We start from the raw sequence: 21763 nt of genomic DNA, 5'->3' as shown, positions 1-21763 counted from the left end.
AAAAAGACCTGGCCTCACCGTCATGCGGTGAAACCAGGTCTTCTCTGGGTGGTACGGGTGAATCAGCTGCTGCGGGGACTGGTCGTACTGGTGGTACGAGTGCCGCTAGTCCCGCTTGCGCTTGAAGCCGAACAGGCCTGCGATGGCGGCGCCGGCCGCCATCACGATCCCCATCACCGCAACGTTGACGGCGACCTTCTCGCCGGTCTGCGGCAGTGCAGAACTCTTGCTGCCGGTCGAGCCGGCCGCGGTCTGCGTCGTCGTGCCGGTGGTTGCGCCGGCCGCGGTGCCGGTCTGCGCGACGCCGGTGCCGTCGGCGATGGTGGTTGCGGCGCTGCCGGTCGTGCCGGCGGTGGTCCCGGTTGTGGTGCCGGTGGTGCTGCCGGTTGTCGTGCCGTCGTCGGTCCCGGTCGTGGTGCCGATCGCGTCGCCGTTCGGGGTGCCCGTTGCGGTCCCGGTCGTGGTGCCGGTTTCGCTGCCGGTCTTGCTGCCAGTTTCGCTACCGCTGCCGGTTTCGGTGCCGCTGCCGGTTTCGTTACCGTCGCCGGTCTCGGTCCCGGTTTCGCTGCCGCTGCCGGTTTCGCTGCCGCTGCCGGTTTCGTTACCGTCGCCGGTTTCGGTGCCGCTGCCGGTTTCGTTACCGTCGCCGGTTTCGGTGCCGCTGCCGCTTTCGCTACCGTCGCCGGTTTCGGTGCCGGTTTCGCTGCCGCTGCCGGTTTCGGTCCCGGTGTTTGCGGCCTTCAGCTGGATCGTGGCCTTGACCGGCGTGCCGGTGTGGCCGAGGTCGTCTTCGGTGCGAACCAGGACGTCACCGGACCGGTCGATGGTGACCGGGGCGGTGTAATCCTGCCAGGTCTGGCCGCCGTCCGTGCTGTACTGCAGGTGCGTGGCCGCCTTTTGGGCCTCGGTCAGGTCCTGATCGTAGCCGGCCGTCAGGGTCGCCTTGGTGCCGTCGTCACTGTAGGTCACGTTCGCGGTGGCCTCCGCGGCGACGTCCTTGGCGATGTTGGTCACATCCCCTTCAACTGGGTCGGAGGTGTTGCCGTACTGGTCGGCGGTGCGGAACTGCAGCTTGGCGTTTTGCGTGGTGGTCAGGCTGCCGTTGAGCGTGGTCCAGGTCTTGCCGCCGTCCGTGCTGTACTGAACGGTGCGCTTCTCGTTGGTCGGCGCGCCGTCCAGGGCCGCACCGGCCGTGGCGGTGATTTTGACGCTGCCATCGGTCAGGGCCGTGGTGTCCTGGCTGATGGTCGGCTGGTTCAGCTTGGCGTCGTAGTAGTAAACCTTGAACGTCGTGGTGTTGCTGTTGTTCAGCTGGTCGTACAGGGTGACGTTCATCGAGTTGGCGCCGACCGTCAGCGGGTACTCGTAGGTGAAGGTCTTTTGCGTCGTGGTGTCGGTCGCGCCGGTGTTCAAAAGCGCGGAGCCCATCTGCTGGGCGTCGATCACGTCGTTGTTGATCTTCAGCACGTAGCTTGCGGCCATGTCGTAGGTCCCGGTCAGCTTGTAGGTCGCCTGGTTGGTGTAGATGTCACCCTTGGCCTTGTCCAACTTCACGTTCGGCGCGGTGGCGTCGATCAGGAAGTCGTAGGAGCCGCTGGTGATGATCTTTTGGGTGGTGTCGCCGGCGTAGTCGCCGGAGCCGTCGGTCACGTCGTTGGTGGCGATGGCCGGCACCTTGATCTCCTGGTTTTGGGTCAGGTCGATTTTGTCGAGGGTGACTGAGAACGCCCGGGTCTCCGGGTTGTACTCGGTGGTGTCGCCCTTGGCCTTGGCGTCGGCGATGATGTCCACGTCGTTGAGGTAGAAGTGGTCGACCGGCGCGTTCAGGCGGCCGGCGATCTTGATGGTGCCGGTGCCGTCATCTGCCTGCGAGGCGTAGTTGGCGCCCGACGCGAGCATCAGGATCACGGCCAGGCCGCCGAAGTTGGCGGAGGTGACGACGTTCGGCGTGTCGAACTTGGCGCCGTCGGTCGAGGTGATCAGCTTCTGCGGGTCGGTGGCAAAATCGGTGTCGCCGTACGAGGCAACCTGGGCGGTGACCATGCTGGAATTGCCGTCCTTGTCGGTGACCGTGATGTTCAGGCTGAAGGTGCCGTAGCTAGTCGGCAGGCTGGCGTCGAAGGTGCCATCAGCCGCCATGTCGGTGGTGATGTCGGTCTTCGTCGCCGCACCGGTCAAAGCCGAGCTCAGGCCGCTCAGGACGGAGTCGAAGGACAGGTCCGTGCCCAAGCCGACCGTGTAGGTGATTTTGGCCACGTTCTCCGGGTTGGAGATCTTACCGGTGACCTCGACCTTGTTGTCGCTGGTTTCGATCTCGTCGTTGTCGAGGGTCAAAACGGACTCAGGCGTGGTCTTGTTCGTGGTTTCGACGGTGCGGATGATGTCCGTGCCGGCGGCGTCGGTCGTGAAGACCCACTTGCCGTCCGTCGGCACCGCGACGGTCTGCGCGAAGCTGCCGTCGTCACCGAGCTTGATCGCCTTGCCGTTCAGGTACAGGGACTTGCCGGTGTACTCGCCGCGCAAGGCCAGGTTGTTGGCGCTGTAATCCTTGTCGTTGCCGCTGATCACCTCGCCGTTGTACAGGTCGTACAGCGACAGTCCGGTGTCCTTGGCGGTGTCGGCGTCTGCGGCAGCGCCCGCCTTGGTGACGGTCAGGTAGTTGTCCTGCTCGCCGTAGTTGTCGGCGTTGTCGTAGACGCCCAGCTGGATGTCGTTTTTGGTGTCGGTGTTGATCGCCGCCGCCTGGGCCGCGGTCAGGTCGATGGTGACGTCCTGCTCGAGGTCGTTGGTCGGGTCGTCCAGCGTGTAGTCGACGGTGTTGATCACGCCGTTGACCGCGACGGCCAGCTTGCCGGTCGTCGCCAGGCCGGACAGGTTGTCCTTCAGGCTGGCCTTGACGGTGTAGGAGCCGTCCTCATTTTGAATCAGGCCGTCCTGTTCGATCGTCGCGGTCGGCTTGGTCGTGTCGACCTTGATCGGCAGCACGGTGACGTGCTTGCCCTTCAAGGCGTTGTCGGCCGTCGACACGTCGCTGGTGGTGACCGCCGTGTCCGTTGTGTCGCCGGCGTCGGCCGTCAGCTCGGCGTCGGGGTTGGTGTTGCCGGAGCCCCAGTTGGAGGCGGAGATGACGTAGTAGTACTGGCCATCCTTGACGGTTTCGGTTTCGCCGTTAATCGTCGCCGAGCCGTCCCAGGCGTTGCCGTTCAGGCTGGACTGGTCGTACGTGGCCGCGGCGCCGAGCTGGGCGAACTGGCCGCCGGTGCTTTCCATCGCGAAGGACTTGAAGGCCGTCTCCTGGTAGAAAACGGTCCGCAAAAGCTTGGCGTTCGCGTCCTTGGTCGGGTCGCTGGTGTAGACCTGGCCGCGGATGTCTTTGGCGTTGCGGTACAGCGTCGCGTGCACCGTCGCCGTTTTGATCGAGGAGTCCGGCGACAGCGCGACGTTGTCCGCCACAATGTTGCCGTCGCTGTCCAGGCCAAACGCGGTGAACTGGTCCTCGTCGGTCGTGTCGCCGTTGGCGTAGTAGCCGATGTAGCTCTGCTGGAAGAGGTTGGTGTTGTCCGTCGCGGTGTCGGCGAACATGTTGGAGTCGTTGTTCCACGAGCCGTAGTAGCCCATGTAAGGCACGGACAGGTTCGTCACGCCGTCGGTATCGCCGACCGCGTCAAAGCCCAGGTACCCTTCGACGAAGGACTGCGTCGGCGTCAGCGGCAGCGTCATCTTAATGTTGACGGTGGCGGCGGAACCGGCCGGCACGGTGATGGTCTGCGTGGTGCCCTTGGTGTTCAGATCGCCGCCGTTGACGGAGGTGATGGCCAGGGTCGCGCCGAACAGCTGCTTGTCGTACATCTGCGCGGAATCGGTGTCGTTGTTGCCGTTGGTGTAGACACCACCGTAATCGTCAAAGGTGTAGGTCGCGTCCGCCTTGCCGTTGTTGGTCAGGGTGACGCCCAGCGTCTTAACGCTAGAGTTAATCTCGTGCAGCGCGAGGAAGCCCTGCATGGACGCGGCGTTGGCGCTGGTGGCGACGACCAGGGACTTGGTCGCACCCGCCACGTTGACCTCGCCGGCCCCGGCGAGGCGCGGCGAGATGATGGCCGCACTGCCGTCGGCGTTCGGGTGATCAGAATCAAGCTTTGGCGTCGCGGTGTTCATCAAAAGCGTCTTGACGTAGGCCGGGATCTGGTCGTCGGTCGTCTCGGCCGTTTGACCGCTATTCATCGCGTCGTTGATCAGATCGTTGATGGTTTTGCCTTCGGTGTCCGTCGTCGCGGCGGCCGCGGCGTCATCCCCGAACAGCCCCTCGTGCTTCAGGGCCTCGACCACCAGGGCGGAGGCGCCGGCGATGTAAGGCGTCGCCATCGAGGTCCCGCTCATGGACTGGTAGGAGTTGTTGTTGGCCAACGACCAGATGCCGCCGCCCGGCGCGGTGATGTCGGGCTTGAAGTCCAGCGTCGAGGAGGCGCCGATGGAGCTGAAGTAGGACATCTCGCCGCCGGTCGCCTGCGCCTTTTTGGCCAGGGAGGTCGAGAAGGTGTAGGTCGAGTCGCCGTCCGTGCCGCCGTCGAAGCCGGTGGCCTTCAGGAAGGCCAGGCCGTCGGAGTTGTGCAGCGCGATGGTCGGAATGCCCTCGCTGATGGAAAAGGCGCTGGCCGTGCCGTCGTCGGCCGGCTGGTTGTCGATGATGATGACGCCGGCCGCGCCGGCCATCAGGGCGTTTTTCTGCTTGACGGTGAAGTCCAGGTTGTTGCCGCGGGCGACCACGGCGATCTTACCCTTCACGCCGCTGTCGAAGTCGGTCGTCGCGCCGTAGCCCGGCAGGCCGTTCTCGCCGTTTTTGGCGAAGTACAGGGACTTGCCGGCGAACTCGGTGATCGGCGACTTGTTCAGGGAGAACTGCGCCCAGTCAGCGGAGAAAATGTTCTTGCCGGAGGCGTCGGCCACGGCGACTTGGCGGTTGACCGTGATCGTGTTGTCGGAGGACGCGACGGTGATGGCCGACGGGGTCAGGCCGGGGTTGCTCTGCTGGCCGTTATCGTTGGTGTTGTTCAGGGCCGAGTCCGACGAGGCGTTGCTCGAGTCGGAGGAGCCGGAGTTGCCGGACGCCACGGCGACCACGACGCCGGCCTGGGTGGCGGCGGTGACCGCCGCCTCCTCGGGCGCGGAGGTGTCGGTGTTGCCGTCCTTGCCGCCGAGGGACATGTTGATGACGTCGGCGCCGAGCGCGACGGAGTCCTCAATCGCCTTGATGATGACCTCGTCCCAGTCACCGCCGCCGTTGGAGTTGGAGAAAACCTTCATGTTAAAGAGCTGCGCTTGCGGCGCCACGCCGCGCACGTAGTCGATGTCTTCTTCCTCCGAGTCGTCGGCCGCGGTGCCGTCCGCCGCCGCGATCCCGGCGACGTGCATCCCGTGCATCGCGCCGGTGCCGTTGTCCTTGGAGATCTTGTTGGTGTTGTCGCCGTAGTCAAAGGAGTACGGCACCTTGTCGGACAGCCAGGTACCCTTGGTCCCGCTCGACGTGATCAGGTCGGCCATCTCGGCCTTGGTGTACTTCTCGTTGGCCGTGCCCTCCTCACTGAGCTTGAGGTCCTTGTGGCTGGCATCGATCCCGGTGTCGATGATCGCAATCGCGGTGCCCTCGCCTTCGTTGGGCAGCTCGGAGTCGGCGTTCCAGGCGGTGCCGACGTTGCCGGTTTCATTGGCGGCGGCGTCTTGCTTCTCGTACAGGCTTTGAACCGAGACGCTTTGGACCTTCGGCAGGGCCTTGATCTTTTGGATGTCCTTGAACGAGGCCTTGATCGCAAAGCCGTTGATCAGGTAGCCGTACTCTTGGCTGACCTTGTTGCCGGTGATCGCCTCGACCTTGTCCTGCGTGGTCTGTTGGGCGTCCAGCACCTTGTCCGTGGCGGACTTGATCTGCGCCGAGGTCGCGGCGTCGCCGTCCGCGCGGCCCGTGTCTTCAATCGCCGCGTCCTTTTTCAGCGTGACGATGATCTTGACGTCCTTGTTGGCGATCTGGCTGGCGGTGAGGTCACTGGTGTCCGTGCCGGTGGCGGCCAGCTGCTGCTTGATCGCCGCCTTGAACTTGTCGTTGTTCTTGCTGGTCTTGGTGGTGGACGCCTGACTCAGGGCCTTTTGCAGCGCCGCCTTGGAGGCCGAGTCGATCTTGCTTGACTTGCCACTGGTCGCGGCGATTACCTGTGCGAGCGGCAGCGTGTTGGCCCCGACCGAGGACAGGAGCATCACCGTCATCGCAAGGTGCGTCGCAATGTGTGTTTTCTTCATGGAAATTCCCCCGAACAAAATTAGTTTGGCAGCGCCCGTCGTCCCGCCGTTCGGCTTTTATTAGAAATCGGCTAGGTTTTGCTTAGAAGGAATTATATTTTTAGTTTTAAGATTTTGCAACAGCATTCACAAAAAAATCATAATTCTGAATTATGGCTACATTTACGCATATTTATGCGTATATGCAGCGCGGTTGGCGGGCCGTCCCGCATTTATTCTCATTCCAATCTGGGTGACGGTCGTTCTAATAATTTCCTAATTTAATTATTCATCATTGCCGTCATTCTCATAATCCACCACAAAAAAGACCCCGGGTCGCCTCCCGTGGCAGGGGCGACCCGGGGCGTGCCCGGTTCTCTCCAGCTTCTTCTCGAAGCCCGCCATCGGCGCCAGCTGCGCCCGGTAGTCCGCGGTCGCGACCGGCGAGGACGTCACCCTGCTGCACCCCGAGCACGACGGCTTCCTGCAGTTCTGACGCATTCGAAACGGCCCCGGTGCGGTGCGCCGGGGCCTGTTTGCGCTGCCGCGCCCGACTTGGCCACCGGGTGCGGCCCCGTCATGGTAAGCGCCGCCGGTTTCTGCTAAGCTAGGGCCGTACTGAAATGAGAGGAGGGGTTTATCATCACAACTCAAGCCATTATCTGCGGGGACTGCGGGCAGCCCGCCGACCGCAACGACCAGGTGCTGGTGTTCGCCGACCTGGCGCTGCACACCATGACCTGCCCGCACTGCGGGCACCTGATCGCACTGGAGGTGGCGCCGCCGGCCGAGGAACGCGTCTTGCGCCACAAGCTCGCGTACGCCAAGACGAGCGGCGACATGGTGCGCCTGACCGCCGTCATCAGCGACCGCCGGCGCGACGCGTTCCAGCGACGCGACGCCGCCCGGGAGCTGCGGGTCATTTTCGACCATCTGGGCGAAGACCCGCGGCTGGCCGACCTGACCCAGGCGCTGGTGGAGGGGACAACCACTGACAACCCGCTGGGCTACACCGGCGCGGCTGCCACCCGCTTCATGCACGCCTTCATGCGCGAGTACCCGGCGGACGCGGGGCTGAGCGACCAAGGCGAGACCACCGCCGCGGACTGGGTGCTGGACGAAGGCGCGCACGAGCCGCTGACGCTGCCGCGCCCGCTGCTTGAGGCCAAGCACCTGAGCGAGCCGCTGCTGCGGGAGATTCAGACCAACCACCAGCTGCGCGAGCTGATCGCCCACAGCGACGCCAAGACCGTGGCCGCCGCACTGTTCAGCGACCCCAGCGACGTCCCAGACGGCCCGACCGCAGAGGAAGTGGCGGACCTGTACGATCCGGAAGACCCGGACGATGCGGACGCCGCCTTGGCGGACGCCGTCGACGCGGAAGTGCCCGAACCCCTCAGCCCTGTGGACCAGGCGCGGCTCAAGGCGTACGCCGCGGCGCGCGCGGCCCGAGACGCCCACGCCACCGCCGCGGTCGGTCCGATCATGGAGACGGCGGCGCGGATCTACCGCAACTACACCGCCGGCCCCGACCGGCTGATCAACTTCGTGCGGATCGACGCGGCCATGCTGCCGGAATCGCCGACCCCGGACGAGGCCGCGGCCGTGGCCTTTTTCGAGACGCACCCGGACGTCGAGCTGGTGCTGCCCGGCACGGTCAACCGCCACTTTTTCGCCGAGGACTCGGCGCGGCTGCAGGAGCTGCTCGCCAGCCCGACCGTCCACGGCATCACGGTGGTGGGCAAGTCGCCCTTGGCCTACCGCCTGCTGATGAGCCAGGTGGCGCAGGACATGGCCACCGACGGGCTGCCGGCGCTCGCCGACGTCTGGCTGTTCAACCGGAAAGGCGACGGGCTGCCGCTTGCCGCCCCGGACCTGCGTGTGGTCAGATTTCAGCAGGACGACGAAGCCGAAGACGGCGGCCTCACCACCATCGAGCGGCTGAACCTGGTCAACCCCGACGAATCGACGCTGTTGGCGACGCGGGCGGTGGTCCACCTCAGCCCGCTTGAGCCCGAGCTGATCTTGACTTTGCTCGAGCACGACGCCGACAAGTACGCGCGCGCCCACAACGTGCGCTTCGAGCCGGCCGCGCTGCAGGCCATCGTCACCGGCTCCCGGACGCTTTTGGCCAAGTTCCCCGACCCGGAAAAATGCTTCGTGCTGCTGGACCAGGTGGCCGCCGCCCACGCGCTGGGGCCGGTGCGAAAGCAGACCATCACCGCGGCGATGGTGCAAGAGACCATGGCCGTGCGCTTCAACAGCTTCCCGCCGGCGGTGCTCGACCGCGGCGTCGTGCGCGGGCTTGAGGCCAAGCTCAACCAGCAGGTGATCGGACAGCCTGAGGCAACCGCGGCCGTCGCCCGGGCGATGGCCCGCGCGGCCACCGGGCTCAACGACCCGACCAAGCCGCTGGCCACCTTCCTGTTCGCCGGCCCCACCGGCGTCGGCAAGACGGAGCTGGCCAAGCAGCTGGCCCTGGACCTGTACGGCAGCACCACCGAGTACGTCCGCCTGGACATGTCCGAGTTCGCCGGCAAGGACGACGGCGTCTACAAGCTGATCGGCGGCGACTCGATCTGGAAAAACAGCGACAAGGGTGGCCGGCTGACCAACGCGCTTGAGGCCCACCCCAACGCGATCATCCTCTTCGACGAGTTCGAAAAGGCCAGCGAGGCCGTGCACAACCTGATGCTTCAGGTGCTCGACGAGGGCCGCCTGACCTCCGGCCTGCGCAAGACGTACGACCTGACGGCCAACATCCTGATTTTCACCAGCAACGCCGGCATGTCCTCCGACGGCGGCCCGGTCGGCTTCGGCCAAGGCAACGCCGGGCGCTACGTGTTCTCCAAGGAGAAGTTCGAGGAGACCTTCCCCAAGGAGCTTGTGAACCGCTTCTCCAGCATCGTCGCTTTCCAACCGCTGAGCAAAGCGGCCCTGCAGCCGATTCTGGCGCTCAAGCTCAAGCCGTACCTGCAGCGCCTCGCCAAGCGCGGCATCACGCTGACGCTCAGCGACGCCGCGCGGGCCCATCTGGTCGACCTGGGTTACGACCCGGACATGGGCGCGCGGCCGCTGGAGCGGGCCATCGCCGAGGCCCTGATCGGCCCGCTCGCCGACCGGCTGCTTGACAACGACGCGGCGCGGGAGTTCACCGCCGACGTCGCCGGCGATGGGGCCCTGGCCATCACGGCCGTCGCCCCCAAGGCCCCGGCCGGCCCACGGCTGGTGGTCGACGGTGCCTTCAACCCGCACACCGGCACCTACGGCTACGGCGCAATTCTCACGGTCGGCGCGACCGTTGAGACGCTGCACGAAGCCGGCCAGGACCAGGCCCGCCTGCCCCTGCGCGACTTCGGCGGCCAGATGCTGGGCGTCGTCGCCGGCATCCGCCGCGCCATCGCCCTGGGCGCCGACAGCCTGACCATCGCCTACGACTACGCCGGCATCGAAAAATGGGTCACCGGCGCCTGGCACGCCAGCCAGCCGCTCACCCGCGAGTACCAGGCGACGATGCAGGACCTGGCGCAGCAGATCGCTCTCCACTTCGTTTACAGTCCCGGCACCGCGGACGACACCAAGCGCCGCGCCAACGACCTGGCCAAGCAGGCCGCGGGGCTGGTGCAGGGCTGATCGCCGCACAGAATCACAAGTGACTGGCCGCACAGCGGCGCTCACCGGCGCACACGGCGGTCAGACCCTGATTCCCGACGTCGCACCGCAAAACCGGGCCCAGGCCCTCGCGCGAGCGGATCTGGGGCCCGGGCCGCCACAAGCAAAAAATGTCGCAAGCCCCACGATTCGGGAGCCTGCGACATTTTTTTCACAATCTAGGCGCGGCGGGTTACAGCACCGCCAGCACGATGAAGTTCAGGATGAAGCCGATGGAGACGATGGCCAGAATCGGGTGAATCTCCTTGGCCTTGCCGGTGATCAGCTTGACGATGCAGTAGAAGATGAAGCCGGCCGCGATGCCGTAGGAGATGTTGTAGACCAGGCCCATGACGATCGACGCCATGAAGGCCGGGACAGCCTCGGCGAGGTTGGTCCAGTCGATTTCCTTGAAACTGCCGAGCATCATCACACCGACCAGGATCAGGGCCGGGGCGACGGCCTGCGTCGGCACGACGGAGATCAACGGCGCGAAGACGGCGGAGACCAGGAAGGCCACCGCGGTGGTGACCGCGGTCAGGCCGGTGCGGCCACCGGCGCCGATGCCGGCGGCGGATTCCACGTAGGTCGTGGTGTTACTGGTGCCGAACACGGCGCCGATGCTGGTGGCGATGGAGTCGGCGAACAGGGCCTTGTCCATCTTGGAGGAGAAGCCGTGGCCGTCCTCCATCGCCTTTTCGTCCGCCGCGGAGAAGATGCCGGTGCGGCGGCCGGTGCCGATGAAGGTGCCCAGGGTGTCGAACGTGTCGGAGAAGCTAAAGGCGAAGATTGTCATCAGCGAGACGAAGATCTGCGACGGACTTGTGAACAAACTCCCCATCCCGGCGTGCGAGAACGCGGCGCCAAAGGTGGTGCCCAGCTGGGAGAAGGAGCTGCCCAGGCTGTTGGCGGAGTTGAAGGTCAGGTTGGTGACACCCATCGGGATGCCGATCAGGGTGACGGCGACGATGCCGATCAGGACGGCGCCCGGCACCTTTTTGACCACCAGGATGGTCATTAGGACCAGGCCGATCAGCGCCAGCTGGACGCCGGGGTCGGTGAAGTTGACCAGCGCCGGCACGATGCCGCCGCCGGTGACGACGCCGGTGACGCCGTCCTTGTAGTTGCTGGTCGCCGCGTTGTAGGCGGCGTTGTTGATGCTCAAGATGTTGCTGCTATCGGACGTGAACTGCAGGAAGCCCGCGTTCTTCAGGCCGATGTAGGCGATGAAGACGCCGATCCCGCCGCCGATGGCATGCTGCATGACCTCGGGAATCGCCATGATGATCATCTTGCGGACCTTGGTGACGGTGATCAGGATGTTGATCATCCCGCAGATGAAGACCAGTGCCAGCGCCTGTTTCCAGTTGTAGCCGAGCGCGAACACCACGGTGTAGGTGAAAAACGCGTTGAGGCCCATCCCCGGTGCCAGGGCGTAAGGGACGTTGGCGAAAAGCCCCATGACCAGCGTCCCGACGGCGCTGGCAATGATGGTGGCCAGGAAGACCGCCTGAGACGGCATCCCGGTCTGCGACAGGACCTGCGGGTTGACGAAGAGAATGTACGACATCGCGAAGAACGTCGTCAAACCCGCCATAATTTCGGTTGAGAACTTGGTATTATTCGCTTTAAGCTGAAAGAATTTTTCCATGATGCACCCTTTCGTTCGCCTTTGATAGCATCAGTGTAAGGGATTGTTCAGCGAATTTCAAGCGCAAATCCGGTTTATTTTAACTTTTTACTCCCGAACGTTCGGCTTTAACGCAAAAACCGGGCGACTTTCGCGGGAAAGTCGCCCGGTTGCGGGTTCGTGCTTGTGATGGTGCGCGTCTTCACAGCTCGCGCGGGTGCACCTCGGTCGCCGTGGCGCCGGTGGTCAGGAACTCGACCAGGTAGTTCAGGGAGAAGTCGACCATGTTCTGCACCGCCGTCTCGGTGTGGTAGGCGATGTGTGGCGTCAAAAGCACGTTCGGCATCGCACGAAGCGTGTCCCATTGTGGATCTTCGAACTTGCCGTGTTCGTGCAGCGCCAGCAGGTTGGCCGACTCGTTCTCGTAGGTGTCGATGCCCGCGCCGCCGAGGTGGCCGGACTTGAGTGCTTCAATCAGCGCCGCGGTGTCCACCAGGTTGCCGCGCGCCGTGTTGATCAACAGCGCGCCCGGCTGCATCAGCGCAAGGGCGGCGGCGTCGATCATGTGGTCGTTGGCCGCGATGCCCGGCACGTGCAGGTCGACCACCGTGCTTTGGGCCAACAGCTCCGGCAGGTCCACGTAGGCGCAGGCCAGGCTGCTGTCTTGGACCGGGTGCGGGTCGTAGGCCAAAACGCGCGCGCCGAACGCCGCAAACAGCCGGATTGCCTCGCGCCCGATGCGCCCGGCGCCGACCACGCCGACCGTCTGCTGCGCCAGCTCCCGGCCGATGAAGGTGGTCGCCTTGCGGTAGTCGCCCGCATCAAGCGCCGCCTGGCTCTCCCCCAGCCGCCGCAGCAGGGTCAACGTCGCGGTCACCGCAAACTCGGCGATCGCGTTGGGTGAGTACGCCGGCACGTTGGCCAGGCGGATGCCAAGAGCGCGGGCCGCCGCGAGGTCGATGTTGTCGGTGCCGACGTTTCGGATGGTGACGAAGCGAATGCCAAGCTTGGCGATGGTTTCAAACATCTCGCGCGTGATCGGCGTGGTCTGCAGCAGGTTGATGCCGTCGCAGCCCGCGGCCCACGCGAGGTTTGCGACCGTCGCGGGCTGCGTGTGGATCTCAAGGTCGTGGCCGGTGCGGGCCTGCCACTGCGTCATGTAGGGAAGCTCGTCGTCGTGGGCGCCGTACGTGATGATTTTCAAAAAACGCTCCTCCTGCCCGGTGCCTTGTGCACCGCTGTTTTTTCTTTAGTATACGCAATCACGAGCGGGACTGGCTACCACCCTCACCCGTTTTTAACGCGACCGAAACCCTAAAAGTTCAATGAAAGCGGTCTCTTTCGTGCCACGACGGGGTTTGGTGTGGTATGCTTAAGGTTCTAAAACAATCGGGAGGCATACACCATGAAAATTGCCGTACTGGCCGGTGGACGAAGCACTGAACGCAATGTTTCGATCTCCAGCGGCTACCGCATCACCAACGCCCTGCGCGCGCAGGGGCACCAGGCCACCTTCATCGATCTGTTCCTCGGCTACGACCTGCAGGGCAAAACCCCGGCGCAGGCCTACGACGACGCCAACACCAGCGCCGATCTCAAGATTTCGGACGCCATCCTGACCGACGCGGACATCAACGCGCTGCGCACGGACGGCTCCACCCAGCTTTTCGGCCCCAACGTCCTGGCGATCTGCCAGGAGGCCGACATCGTCTTCCTCGCGCTGCACGGCGGCGACGGCGAGAACGGCAAGGTCCAGGCCTACCTGGACCTGAACAACATCAAGTACACCGGCAGCGGCTCGACCGCTTCCGGCATCACCATGAACAAGGTCTACAGCAAGGAAATCATGCTGCAGCGCGGCATCAAAACCGCGGCCTACGTCGAGATCACCCGCGACGAGGGCGCAACCGGCCACACACTGCCGTTCGGCTACCCCGTCGTGGTCAAGCCGACGTCCGGCGGCTCCTCGGTCGGCACCCACATTGTGCACGATGCACAAGAGCTTGAGGATAGTCTCACAGACGTGTTCCGCTTTGATAACTCCGCGATCATCGAGGAGTTCATCACCGGCCGCGAGTTTTCCCTCGGCGTCGTGAACGGCCACGCCTTCCCCGCCATCGAGATCCTGGTCCACGACGGCTGGTACGACTTCGAGCACAAGTTCCAGGCCGGCCACACCGACTTCGTGACCCCGCCGGACAACCTCGACGACGCGGTGCACGACGAGATGAAGCGCGTCGCCGTGGAGACGATGAAGGTCCTCGGCCTGCAAAACTACGGGCGCGTCGACTTTTTGACCAACGACGACGGCGTCTGGGTGATTGAGGCCAACAACCTGCCGGGCATGACCCCGCTGTCCCTGCTGCCGCAGGAGGCCGAGGCCGAAAACGTGCCGTACGGCGAGCTGGTCGAAAGCATCGTCAACGGCAAGCTGAAGCTGTACGCGGACGGGATGACCAACTAGCAGAGGGTGGAAAAGCGCGGGCTTAGCGAATCGACTAGCGTAAGGTTGGCGCTTGGGCCGCCCTTTGGCCCGAGTGCCGGCCTTAGCTAGACGAATTCGCGTTGCGCTTTGGAACCCGTTTAGAGGGTGAAACCGCATGTGTAGCCAAAAATTGCGAAACATGCTAATATTGCCTTGAAGAGAACGGCACGGCAACGAGCCGCATTGGGAGTAGTGCCCCGATGTATGCCGGCGACGAGCGTCCAGAGATGGGACGCTCGTTTTTTTGTCGACAGATCAATCAAAACACCGCCCACAGGTAGTGCGACCCGTGAGCGGTGCCTTCTGGTCGGCGCATGGCTTAACGTCGAGGCTTTTGGCTGCGCCGTTTGGTGACGGCGCAGTGTTTACCACCCGATCGTTTAGTATGTCGACCAGGGTGCTGGCTTGCATGGCGCCACTCAGCCCAAAGACCAGTGATCAGTTGTGCCAGCAGTGTCGCCGCCGCGGGGGCGAGCACCAGTGTGAAGAGAACGGACAACGGAGAACTCACCGCCAGGAGATGCAATCTCACCCTGGGGCGCGCAGAGCTCCCAGCTTCGCCAGTGTATCATGAAGATGCTTCATCTGTCAGGGACATGACGCGCGCCTTGACTTTTCCCCGCTTTTGCGCTATATTACTCGCAAAGAAGACTGTATGTATCAAGAGTGTTGGTAGTGGCTATGCACTGTGACCAACCGGCAACGTACCGAAAGGCAACGTGCCCCACCATAGACGGATGCAGATCAACCACTTGGGAGGTCGTGCATACGTGTGCGGCCTTCTTTTAATACAAAAAGTGGAGGTTTTCCCATGCTTATTTTCAAAGATTCTCAATTAACCGAGGCGCAGACCGGTACGGACGCGGTGCAGGCCCTGATCGACGCGCTGCCAGCGCGCACCGAAGAGAACTTCATCGGCCTCAACGGCTACCGTCTCGCCTGGCAAAACGGCACGCCGGATCAGCGGGCGGCGCTCAACGCCATCGTGATTCCGCGGCTGACGGCGGCGGCCAAGTCCGTCGCCGCCGCCAAGCCATTGCCGCCATCCCTCAAGAATCGCTCCCACAACCACGCGCTCAACATCGCGCGCAACTGGCTGGCCGGCTTCGCGGAGGCGGCGGACCTGCCCCAGGCGGTGCGCGATGCGGCGACGGTCGCACGCTTTACGGCGTCGAAATGACCGTGATATACTAACAACGCAAAGGGCGACACGCTGCTAACCGTGTCGCCCCCGAGCAGACGACCGCTTGACAGCGGTGGTCCTCAGATGAACTGAGTCACACAACGCCGCCGAGTTAACGGGTCAAGTTAAAAACGGGCGGCGTTTTGCGTACTCACTTCCGTAATTTCCGGAACGCTCTTTTCAGTCTGGCGATTGCCTTGAGCAATCGGGTGGCCGCGGCGACACAACGCGTTGCCGCGTTGATTGCCTGGGTCAGCCAGCTGAAAAAGAACACAATGTTTACGGCCGCGGCCATAATCACAAGCTTGCAGGTCTCCTTTCTCCAGATTTTGATCACCGTGGTTTATTCCACCATCGGCATCACCCTCTTTCGACCGGGGATCACCGCACCTCTCACTTTGTCTGCTTGGTGCAGTGTACCAGACGGCCGCGCCTCCTGCCCTGTGTTGCCGGTGAAAGCTTGGTGTGACCTGAATGAGGCGCCCGCCGCGCGATTCCCGTTGACGCGACGGCCGGAACATGCGATACTGAACGACGGTGCCAAACCACGGTCGGGGTACGGAATCGGCGCTTCGGCGTTCTGAAGGTTCCCGCACCCGACCACTGCCACGAGCTTGCTCGTGGTATTTTTTTTGCCCTCATTCGTGGATCAGGCCGCCACTGCGGCACCGACGGTCACTCAGAAGGGCCCTTATCGGTGTCGCGCGGCGGGCCATCTCGACCGCTTTTGGCCCGCCCTCCAAAAAGTGACATGTTTTTTCAACCCGTCCTCCGCCTTACGCGCCCAAACCATCTCGAAATCTTAAAATAAACTTAACTATTTACAAGCGCCGTCACACCGGCGTTTGTAAGGCCTGTCGTCAATTGGTCCCCCTGGTTGTCCAAGGTTTATCTAATTTTAGACCTGTGTTATGGTTGACAACGCTGCTCAAGGAGAAAACGGAGGGACAACATGGCAAAAGAGTATGAAGTTCGCAGTCTTCTCAGTCGCACCATCAAGCCGGCCCTGCTGCTGGCGCCACCGCTGCCGCCGCACAATGGCCAGGAGGTGAACCAGGCAACCGTTGATCAGGTCATCCGCGAAGCCGCGCCGGACAGCGCGCCGGCGGACGTGGCGGCGGCGTGCATCCGCGCCCTGTACCTCGACCACGGCTACCCGTTCACCGAAGCGTCCATCGCCGCCGAAGTGCAGGAGGCCGCGCGCCACGGGCTTTCGTACGCGGATCACACCGCGTACCGCCTGCCGACGCAAGAGGCCATCAAGGACTTTAAGGCCCGCGGGTACGACGTCCATCACCTGGTGCTGGATGTCCTCGCCCTCCAGGCGCTTTTGGCCGGCCAAGTTCTCGGCGACTTCACCGATGGCGAGTATTCCCATCTCATCAGTCTCGATGCGAATGCCGCGGCGTGGGCCCAGGCCCACCTGCGCTAGTCAACAAGGGAGGCAATCATGTTATACTACCAGATCAAAGTTGGCGTCACGCCCGGCAGCGTGCCGGAAAACGACGGGGCAAGCGCGTATGACCTCGACTCCGCCTACCGCAAGTTCAACAAGCGCGCGGCCGGCGTCGAAGGCCGGCTGGCCAGGGAAAACGGCGCGCGGTGGGCGCTGGCCATTGTGAATCAAAGCACCACCACCAGCACCGTGGTCATGGTGTGCGAGGTCGGCACCGACTGGGCGCAACTCGTCCGCAGCTTCTACGCGGCGCTGGAGGTGCCGGTGATCAGCGTTCAGGCCAGCGAGGTCACCCAGGTTGAGCTCGAGCGCGCCCTGGATGAGTCCGACCGAATGGGCAGCTACCGCCTGCAGGACAGCGATCGGTGGGTGCGCTTCGGCTTCAGGGCGTCGCGGCAAGGCTGATCGACAAAATGTCTGCCTACGAGCCGCTGTCCGAGCACCTGATCCCGGCGTTGACCCGCCAGGAGGTGGCCCAGAAGGTCGCCGGCCTGAACCTCGCGTCACTCGAGGCGGAGGTCGGCCGCATCTACTCAACGCGCCACCTGCAAGGCGCCGGCCACCCGGTGGACTACCTGGTGGAGGCCGCAGACCTGACGGCGCTGGATCAGATCCTGACCCCGATGCTGGCGGCCAAGTACGCCATGGGCTGGCTGGCCTCCCGCCGCTACCTCGTGGTCGAAAACGCGCACCTGGGCCTGTCCTTTTCGGTGACGGCGTGGCGCCACCTCTTCGCGACGGCCAGCGGCGGCACCCTGGTGATCGAGCTGGTGAACCCCCTCACCGGGCCCTCTGAAGCCCTGACGCAGCTGGCCCAGCTCATCGCCGAGTACCGCGACCGGGTGCTGGTGATCTTCAAGGTGCCGATGGCAAGCCGGGCCACCCAGGCGGCGATTCGCCGCGCCATGCCCGCGCTTTTGTACGTCGCGATCGGCTTTCCGGCGCTCACGCGCGACGGCGCGACGGCCTACATCACCAAGCAGGCCGAACTCGACCGGCTGACCGTCGACGAGCGGCTGACGGCGGCCGTCGCCGCCCTCGCGTTTCCGACCGGGCACCAGGCGCTGGCGGCGGTTTACGCCAAATGGCGCGGCGACACGCTGCGCCAGCGCGATTTTCCCGCCTATTCCGTCGTCGGCGACACCCAGGCCGCCCGCGCCGCGGCGCCGACCGAAAGCGACGCCGCCGCCAAGCTCGCCGGCCTGATCGGGCTGTCGGAGGTGAAGGCCCTGGTCAACAAGGTCGTCAGCAACTTCAAGATGGCGCAGCTGCGCAAGGCGCGCAAGCTGCCCGTCCGCCAGGCCAGCATGCACATGGTCTTCACCGGCAACCCGGGGACGGCCAAGACCACGGTGGCCCGCCTCCTGGCCCAAATCCTGCGCGACCAGGGCGTGCTGCGGGTCGGGGATCTGATCGAGGTCGGCAGCGCCGACGTCGTGAGCCAGTTCGTCAGCGCCACCGCCCCGCAGGTCAAGGACCTCTTCCAGCGCGCCGCGGGCTCCGTGCTTTTCATCGACGAGGCCTACGCGACGGTCACCGAGCACGGCTACGGTCAGGAGGCCATCGACACGATCGTCCAGGAGATGGAAAACCACCGCGACGACGTGGTCGTCATTTTCGCCGGCTACCCGGCCGAGATGGCGACCTTCCTCGATGCCAACCCGGGGCTGCGCAGCCGCGTGGCGTACCAGATCCCCTTCCCCGATTACGCGATTGAGGAGCTCGTGGCGATCGCGCGCCTGCAGCTTGAATCTCTTGGGCTGCGCCTGAGCGACGACGCGCCGAAGCGGCTGGCCGCCGCGCTGACGGCGATCAAGACCCAAGACCCCAAAAACTTCGGCAACGGCCGCACCGTGCGCAACGTCCTGGAAAAGGCCGTCCTCAATCAGGGACTGCGCCTGGACGCGGCCGGGGGCGTCCCGACCAACGCGGCGCTGACCGAGCTGACCGGCGCGGACTTCGGCGACCCCGCTGCCCGCCGCGCGCAGCAGCCCTTTGAGCCGGCCCGCCGGATCGGCTTCAGCGCGATGCTGCAGGCTCAGTAAGGGGGCGCGCCATGACCACCATCATCGCGCTGAGCGACCTGCACGGCGAGCTTGCGACCCTAGAGCGGCTCGCCGCGCAGCCGGACCGCGTGGTGGTGCTGAAAGGCAACCACGAGCAGGGCCTGCTGGACTTCGTGGCCGACTCAAGCCGGCGCGACTGGCTGGACTACGGCGGCCTTGAGACGCTGCGCGAAGCGACCCGCGCCTGGTCGCCGGACCGCGGCCCGCTCAGCGCGCGCGCCGTGCTGATTGCGCACGAGGGGCCGCTTTTGGCCTGGCTCGCCGGGCTGCCGACGACCTTTGCGCGCGATCACCTGCTGGTCGTGCACGCCGGCCTGGACCTGGCGCTGGCGGACCCGGTGGCGGCCACCACCCGCCACGACCGGCTGTGGCTGGACGCCAGGTACTGGTACGCGCCGGGCGCTTGGGGCGTTTTCGGGCACAACCCGCTGCCCTACACCATCGTCTCCGGCCACACGCCGACCGCCCGCATCAGCGGCCGCTACCGGCACGACGAAGGCCCGGTCAAGCGGCCGACCGCGCGGAATCCGATCTTCGGCATCCGGTACCCGGCGGAGTACCCGCGGTACTTCATCGACGGCGGCGTCGGCAGCGGGCTGGCCGGCGTGCGGCTGGGGAACATCGCCGTTTTGGACAGCGCGTCGGGGCTTTTGATCGATGCCTACGAGGACTGACGCCGCTTTGGCCGGCGGGATTGCCACAGACTTGCGCGGCGTCAGGATCAAGCTAGGTCAAATGAGGGCAACTCGCCACGTCCCGCGCAGTCCGCAAGCTGCGCGGGATTTTTGGGCCAAAAAAGACCCTGCCGCGCGCCACCATGTGAGGTGGCGCGCAGCAGGGTCTGCTTGTGTCTAATTACAACTTGTCCCAGATGTTGGCCAGGATGTTGGTCTGCTCGCGGTCCGGGCCGACGGAGAACGTCAAAAGGTCCACGCCGATCAGTTCGGCGATGCGATCGACGTACGCGCGCGCGTTGGCCGGCAGGTCTTCCAGGGTCTTGGCGGCGGTGATGTCTTCCGTCCAGCCCGGCAGCGTCTCGTAAACCGGCTCACAGGCGGCCAGCTCCTTGAGAGACGCCGGGTAGCGGGTGATCAGCTCGCCATTGAGCTTGTAGCCCGTGCAGATCTTCACGTTAGCCAGCCCGGTCAGGACGTCCACCGAGTTCAGGCACAGGTCGGTGACGCCGGCGACGCGGCAGGCGTGGCGCACGACCACGGCGTCGAACCAGCCGATGCGGCGCGGGCGGCCGGTGACGGTGCCGTACTCGTGGCCGGCCTCGCGGATGAAGTGGCCGTCGTCATCGAACAGCTCCGTCGGGAACGGGCCGTCGCCGACGCGGGAGGTGTAGGCCTTGGCCACGCCGGCCACGCGGTCGATGCGGCTGGCGCCGACGCCGGTGCCGGTGGCGACGCCGCCGGCCGGGTTGGAGCTGGTGACGAACGGGTAGGTGCCCTGATCGACGTCGAGCATGGTGCCTTGAGCGCCCTCGAACAGCACGTTTTCACCCTTGTCCAGCGCCTCGTTCAACAGCACCGTGGTGTCGCAGACGTACTGGGCGAGCTGCTGGCCGTAGCCGTAGTACTCCTCGAAAATGTCCTCGAAGGCGATCGGTTCAACGCCGTAGATCTTCGTGAACAGCGCGTTCTTCTCGGCGAGGTTGGCGCGCAGCTTGGTCTCGAAGGTGTCTTTTTCCAGCAGGTCGGCAAAGCGGATACCGACGCGGGCGGCCTTGTCCATGTAGGCCGGGCCGATGCCGCGGTTGGTGGTGCCGATCTTGCCGTCTCCCTTGGCCGCCTCCTGCGCCTTGTCCAGCGCGATGTGGTACGGCAGGATCACGTGCGCGCGGTCGGAAATGCGCAGGTTCTCACCTGCGACCCCTTTTGCGCGCAACGTCGCAAGCTCCTCAACCAGCGACTTCGGGTTGACCACGACGCCGTTGCCGATCACCGACAGCTGGTTCGGGTAGAGAATGCCGGACGGGATCAGGCGCAGCTTGTACACCACCCCGTCGTTGTGGATGGTGTGGCCGGCGTTATCCCCGCCCTGGTAGCGGCTGATCACGTTGGCGCCCTGGCTCAGGAAGTCGGTGATTTTGCCCTTCCCCTCGTCGCCCCACTGTGTGCCTACGATAACTACTGTCCCCATGTTGATGTGCTCCTTAATTGCGATGTGCGCACGCTCCCGCGATTGCCACTAGCTATTCTAGCAACATTTGCGCGCCGCGGCAAGTTAAAAGCCGAATGATGAAATTAAAATTCGAACAATCGAATCAAAAATCCGAACGAATCGTCGATCGGCGACGCCGGGATTAAAAATACCCGAATAACGCCGCACCGCGCCGCCGTAACCACGCCCGCGTCCGGGCGTCCCGCGGCCGCCGCGCGCGGCCCGAACGTGCCGGCGCGTGTCCCGCTCATTTCCCGGGAAATAACTTTTTTTCGCCCGCAACCACCAGTTGCGGCGGTGCCGCGATTCGGGGCTACCCAACGCCCGCGCCGACTCGTATGATAAGGGGGAGAAAGGCGGTGGCGGGCATGGGTTTCGCAACGCAGGTACGGCATTACCGACAGGAGCGCGGCTGGTCGCAGGAGGCGCTGGCGCAGCGGCTGTTTCTGACGCGGCAGACCATTTCCAAGTGGGAGCAGGGCGACGCGACGCCGGACCTCGAGACGCTGGTCGCGCTCGCCGACCTGTTCGACGTCTCGCTGGACCGGCTGGTGCGCGGGGAAGGCGGCGCCGCGGCAGCCGAGCCCGCCCACCCCGCGGCCGTCGATGCACCCGGCGCTGCCGACCACCCCGCGGAGGCCGAGAACGCTGGGGACACCGGTCACGCCGCGGACGGCGACGCCGGCCAGCACCCTGCGCCCAACGCCCCCGTGCCGCCGCAGTCGGGCCGCACCGCCTACGACTGGCTGGAGGAGAACTCCTACCTCTTCATGATGATTCCCATGATCATCCTGATCTGGGTGTACGCGCTCTTTGGCTAATGCAGCACAACACAAAAACGGCGACCCCGCGGGGTCGC

The 21763-nt window shown here is 64.6% G+C and carries 13 protein-coding genes; 9 read left to right on the top strand and 4 right to left on the bottom strand.

Going from position 1 to position 21763, the window contains the following annotated elements:
* Positions 1 to 105 precede the first annotated feature (105 nt).
* Positions 106 to 6288 carry a S8 family serine peptidase gene (locus tag LE416_RS13165; protein ID WP_274705065.1) on the bottom strand — a complete coding sequence of 2061 codons (6183 nt, stop codon included), beginning with the start codon at positions 6286 to 6288 and terminating at the stop codon, positions 106 to 108.
* A 687-nt stretch (positions 6289 to 6975) separates the two neighbouring features.
* Here LE416_RS13165 and LE416_RS13190 point away from each other — a divergent pair.
* Positions 6976 to 9900 carry an AAA family ATPase gene (locus LE416_RS13190; protein ID WP_225048226.1) on the top strand — a complete coding sequence of 975 codons (2925 nt, stop codon included), beginning with the start codon at positions 6976 to 6978 and terminating at the stop codon, positions 9898 to 9900.
* 211 nt (positions 9901 to 10111) lie between these two features.
* Here LE416_RS13190 and LE416_RS09475 read toward each other — a convergent pair whose 3' ends face one another.
* Positions 10112 to 11569, bottom strand: a complete 1458-nt coding sequence (locus LE416_RS09475; protein ID WP_225048225.1) for an NCS2 family permease — start codon at positions 11567 to 11569, stop codon at positions 10112 to 10114.
* A gap of 181 nt (positions 11570 to 11750) precedes the next feature.
* A complete protein-coding gene (locus LE416_RS09470; protein WP_225048224.1) occupies positions 11751 to 12752 on the bottom strand; it encodes a D-2-hydroxyacid dehydrogenase in 1002 nt (333 codons plus the stop codon).
* Positions 12753 to 12953: 201 nt separating this feature from the next.
* Here LE416_RS09470 and LE416_RS09465 point away from each other — a divergent pair, with 201 nt between their 5' ends.
* The 7 genes from LE416_RS09465 to LE416_RS09435 all read left to right on the top strand — a co-directional run bounded on the left by LE416_RS09465 (position 12954) and on the right by LE416_RS09435 (position 19412).
* Positions 12954 to 14012, top strand: a complete 1059-nt coding sequence (locus tag LE416_RS09465) for a D-alanine--D-alanine ligase family protein (protein ID WP_225048223.1) — start codon at positions 12954 to 12956, stop codon at positions 14010 to 14012.
* 832 nt (positions 14013 to 14844) lie between these two features.
* Complete coding sequence (locus tag LE416_RS09460) at positions 14845 to 15213, top strand: hypothetical protein (protein WP_225048222.1); 369 nt, start codon at positions 14845 to 14847, stop codon at positions 15211 to 15213.
* A gap of 200 nt (positions 15214 to 15413) precedes the next feature.
* Positions 15414 to 15800, top strand: coding sequence for a hypothetical protein (locus tag LE416_RS09455; protein WP_225048221.1), 387 nt, complete (start codon positions 15414 to 15416; stop codon positions 15798 to 15800).
* A 368-nt stretch (positions 15801 to 16168) separates the two neighbouring features.
* Positions 16169 to 16648: a hypothetical protein gene (locus LE416_RS09450; RefSeq protein WP_225048220.1), complete on the top strand. Its 480-nt coding sequence runs from the start codon at positions 16169 to 16171 to the stop codon at positions 16646 to 16648.
* An 18-nt stretch (positions 16649 to 16666) separates the two neighbouring features.
* Positions 16667 to 17077, top strand: coding sequence for a hypothetical protein (locus LE416_RS09445; protein WP_225048219.1), 411 nt, complete (start codon positions 16667 to 16669; stop codon positions 17075 to 17077).
* Positions 17078 to 17085: 8 nt separating this feature from the next.
* Positions 17086 to 18717 carry an AAA family ATPase gene (locus tag LE416_RS09440; RefSeq protein ID WP_225048218.1) on the top strand — a complete coding sequence of 544 codons (1632 nt, stop codon included), beginning with the start codon at positions 17086 to 17088 and terminating at the stop codon, positions 18715 to 18717.
* Positions 18718 to 18728: 11 nt separating this feature from the next.
* Positions 18729 to 19412 carry a metallophosphoesterase family protein gene (locus LE416_RS09435; protein ID WP_225048217.1) on the top strand — a complete coding sequence of 228 codons (684 nt, stop codon included), beginning with the start codon at positions 18729 to 18731 and terminating at the stop codon, positions 19410 to 19412.
* Positions 19413 to 19593: 181 nt separating this feature from the next.
* On the opposite strand, the gene LE416_RS09430 is transcribed toward LE416_RS09435, so the two are convergent.
* On the bottom strand, positions 19594 to 20883 hold the full coding sequence (locus LE416_RS09430) for an adenylosuccinate synthase (RefSeq protein WP_225048216.1): 1290 nt from the start codon (positions 20881 to 20883) through the stop codon (positions 19594 to 19596).
* Positions 20884 to 21272: 389 nt separating this feature from the next.
* On the opposite strand from LE416_RS09430, the gene LE416_RS09425 reads away from it, so the two are divergent.
* Positions 21273 to 21725 carry a helix-turn-helix domain-containing protein gene (locus tag LE416_RS09425; protein WP_225048215.1) on the top strand — a complete coding sequence of 151 codons (453 nt, stop codon included), beginning with the start codon at positions 21273 to 21275 and terminating at the stop codon, positions 21723 to 21725.
* Positions 21726 to 21763: the final 38 nt, after the last annotated feature.

It is taken from the genome of Lacticaseibacillus kribbianus, assembly GCF_020180945.1.
GTDB classification, from domain to species: domain Bacteria; phylum Bacillota; class Bacilli; order Lactobacillales; family Lactobacillaceae; genus Lacticaseibacillus; species Lacticaseibacillus kribbianus.
This window is presented reverse-complemented; position numbering and strand designations above follow the sequence as displayed.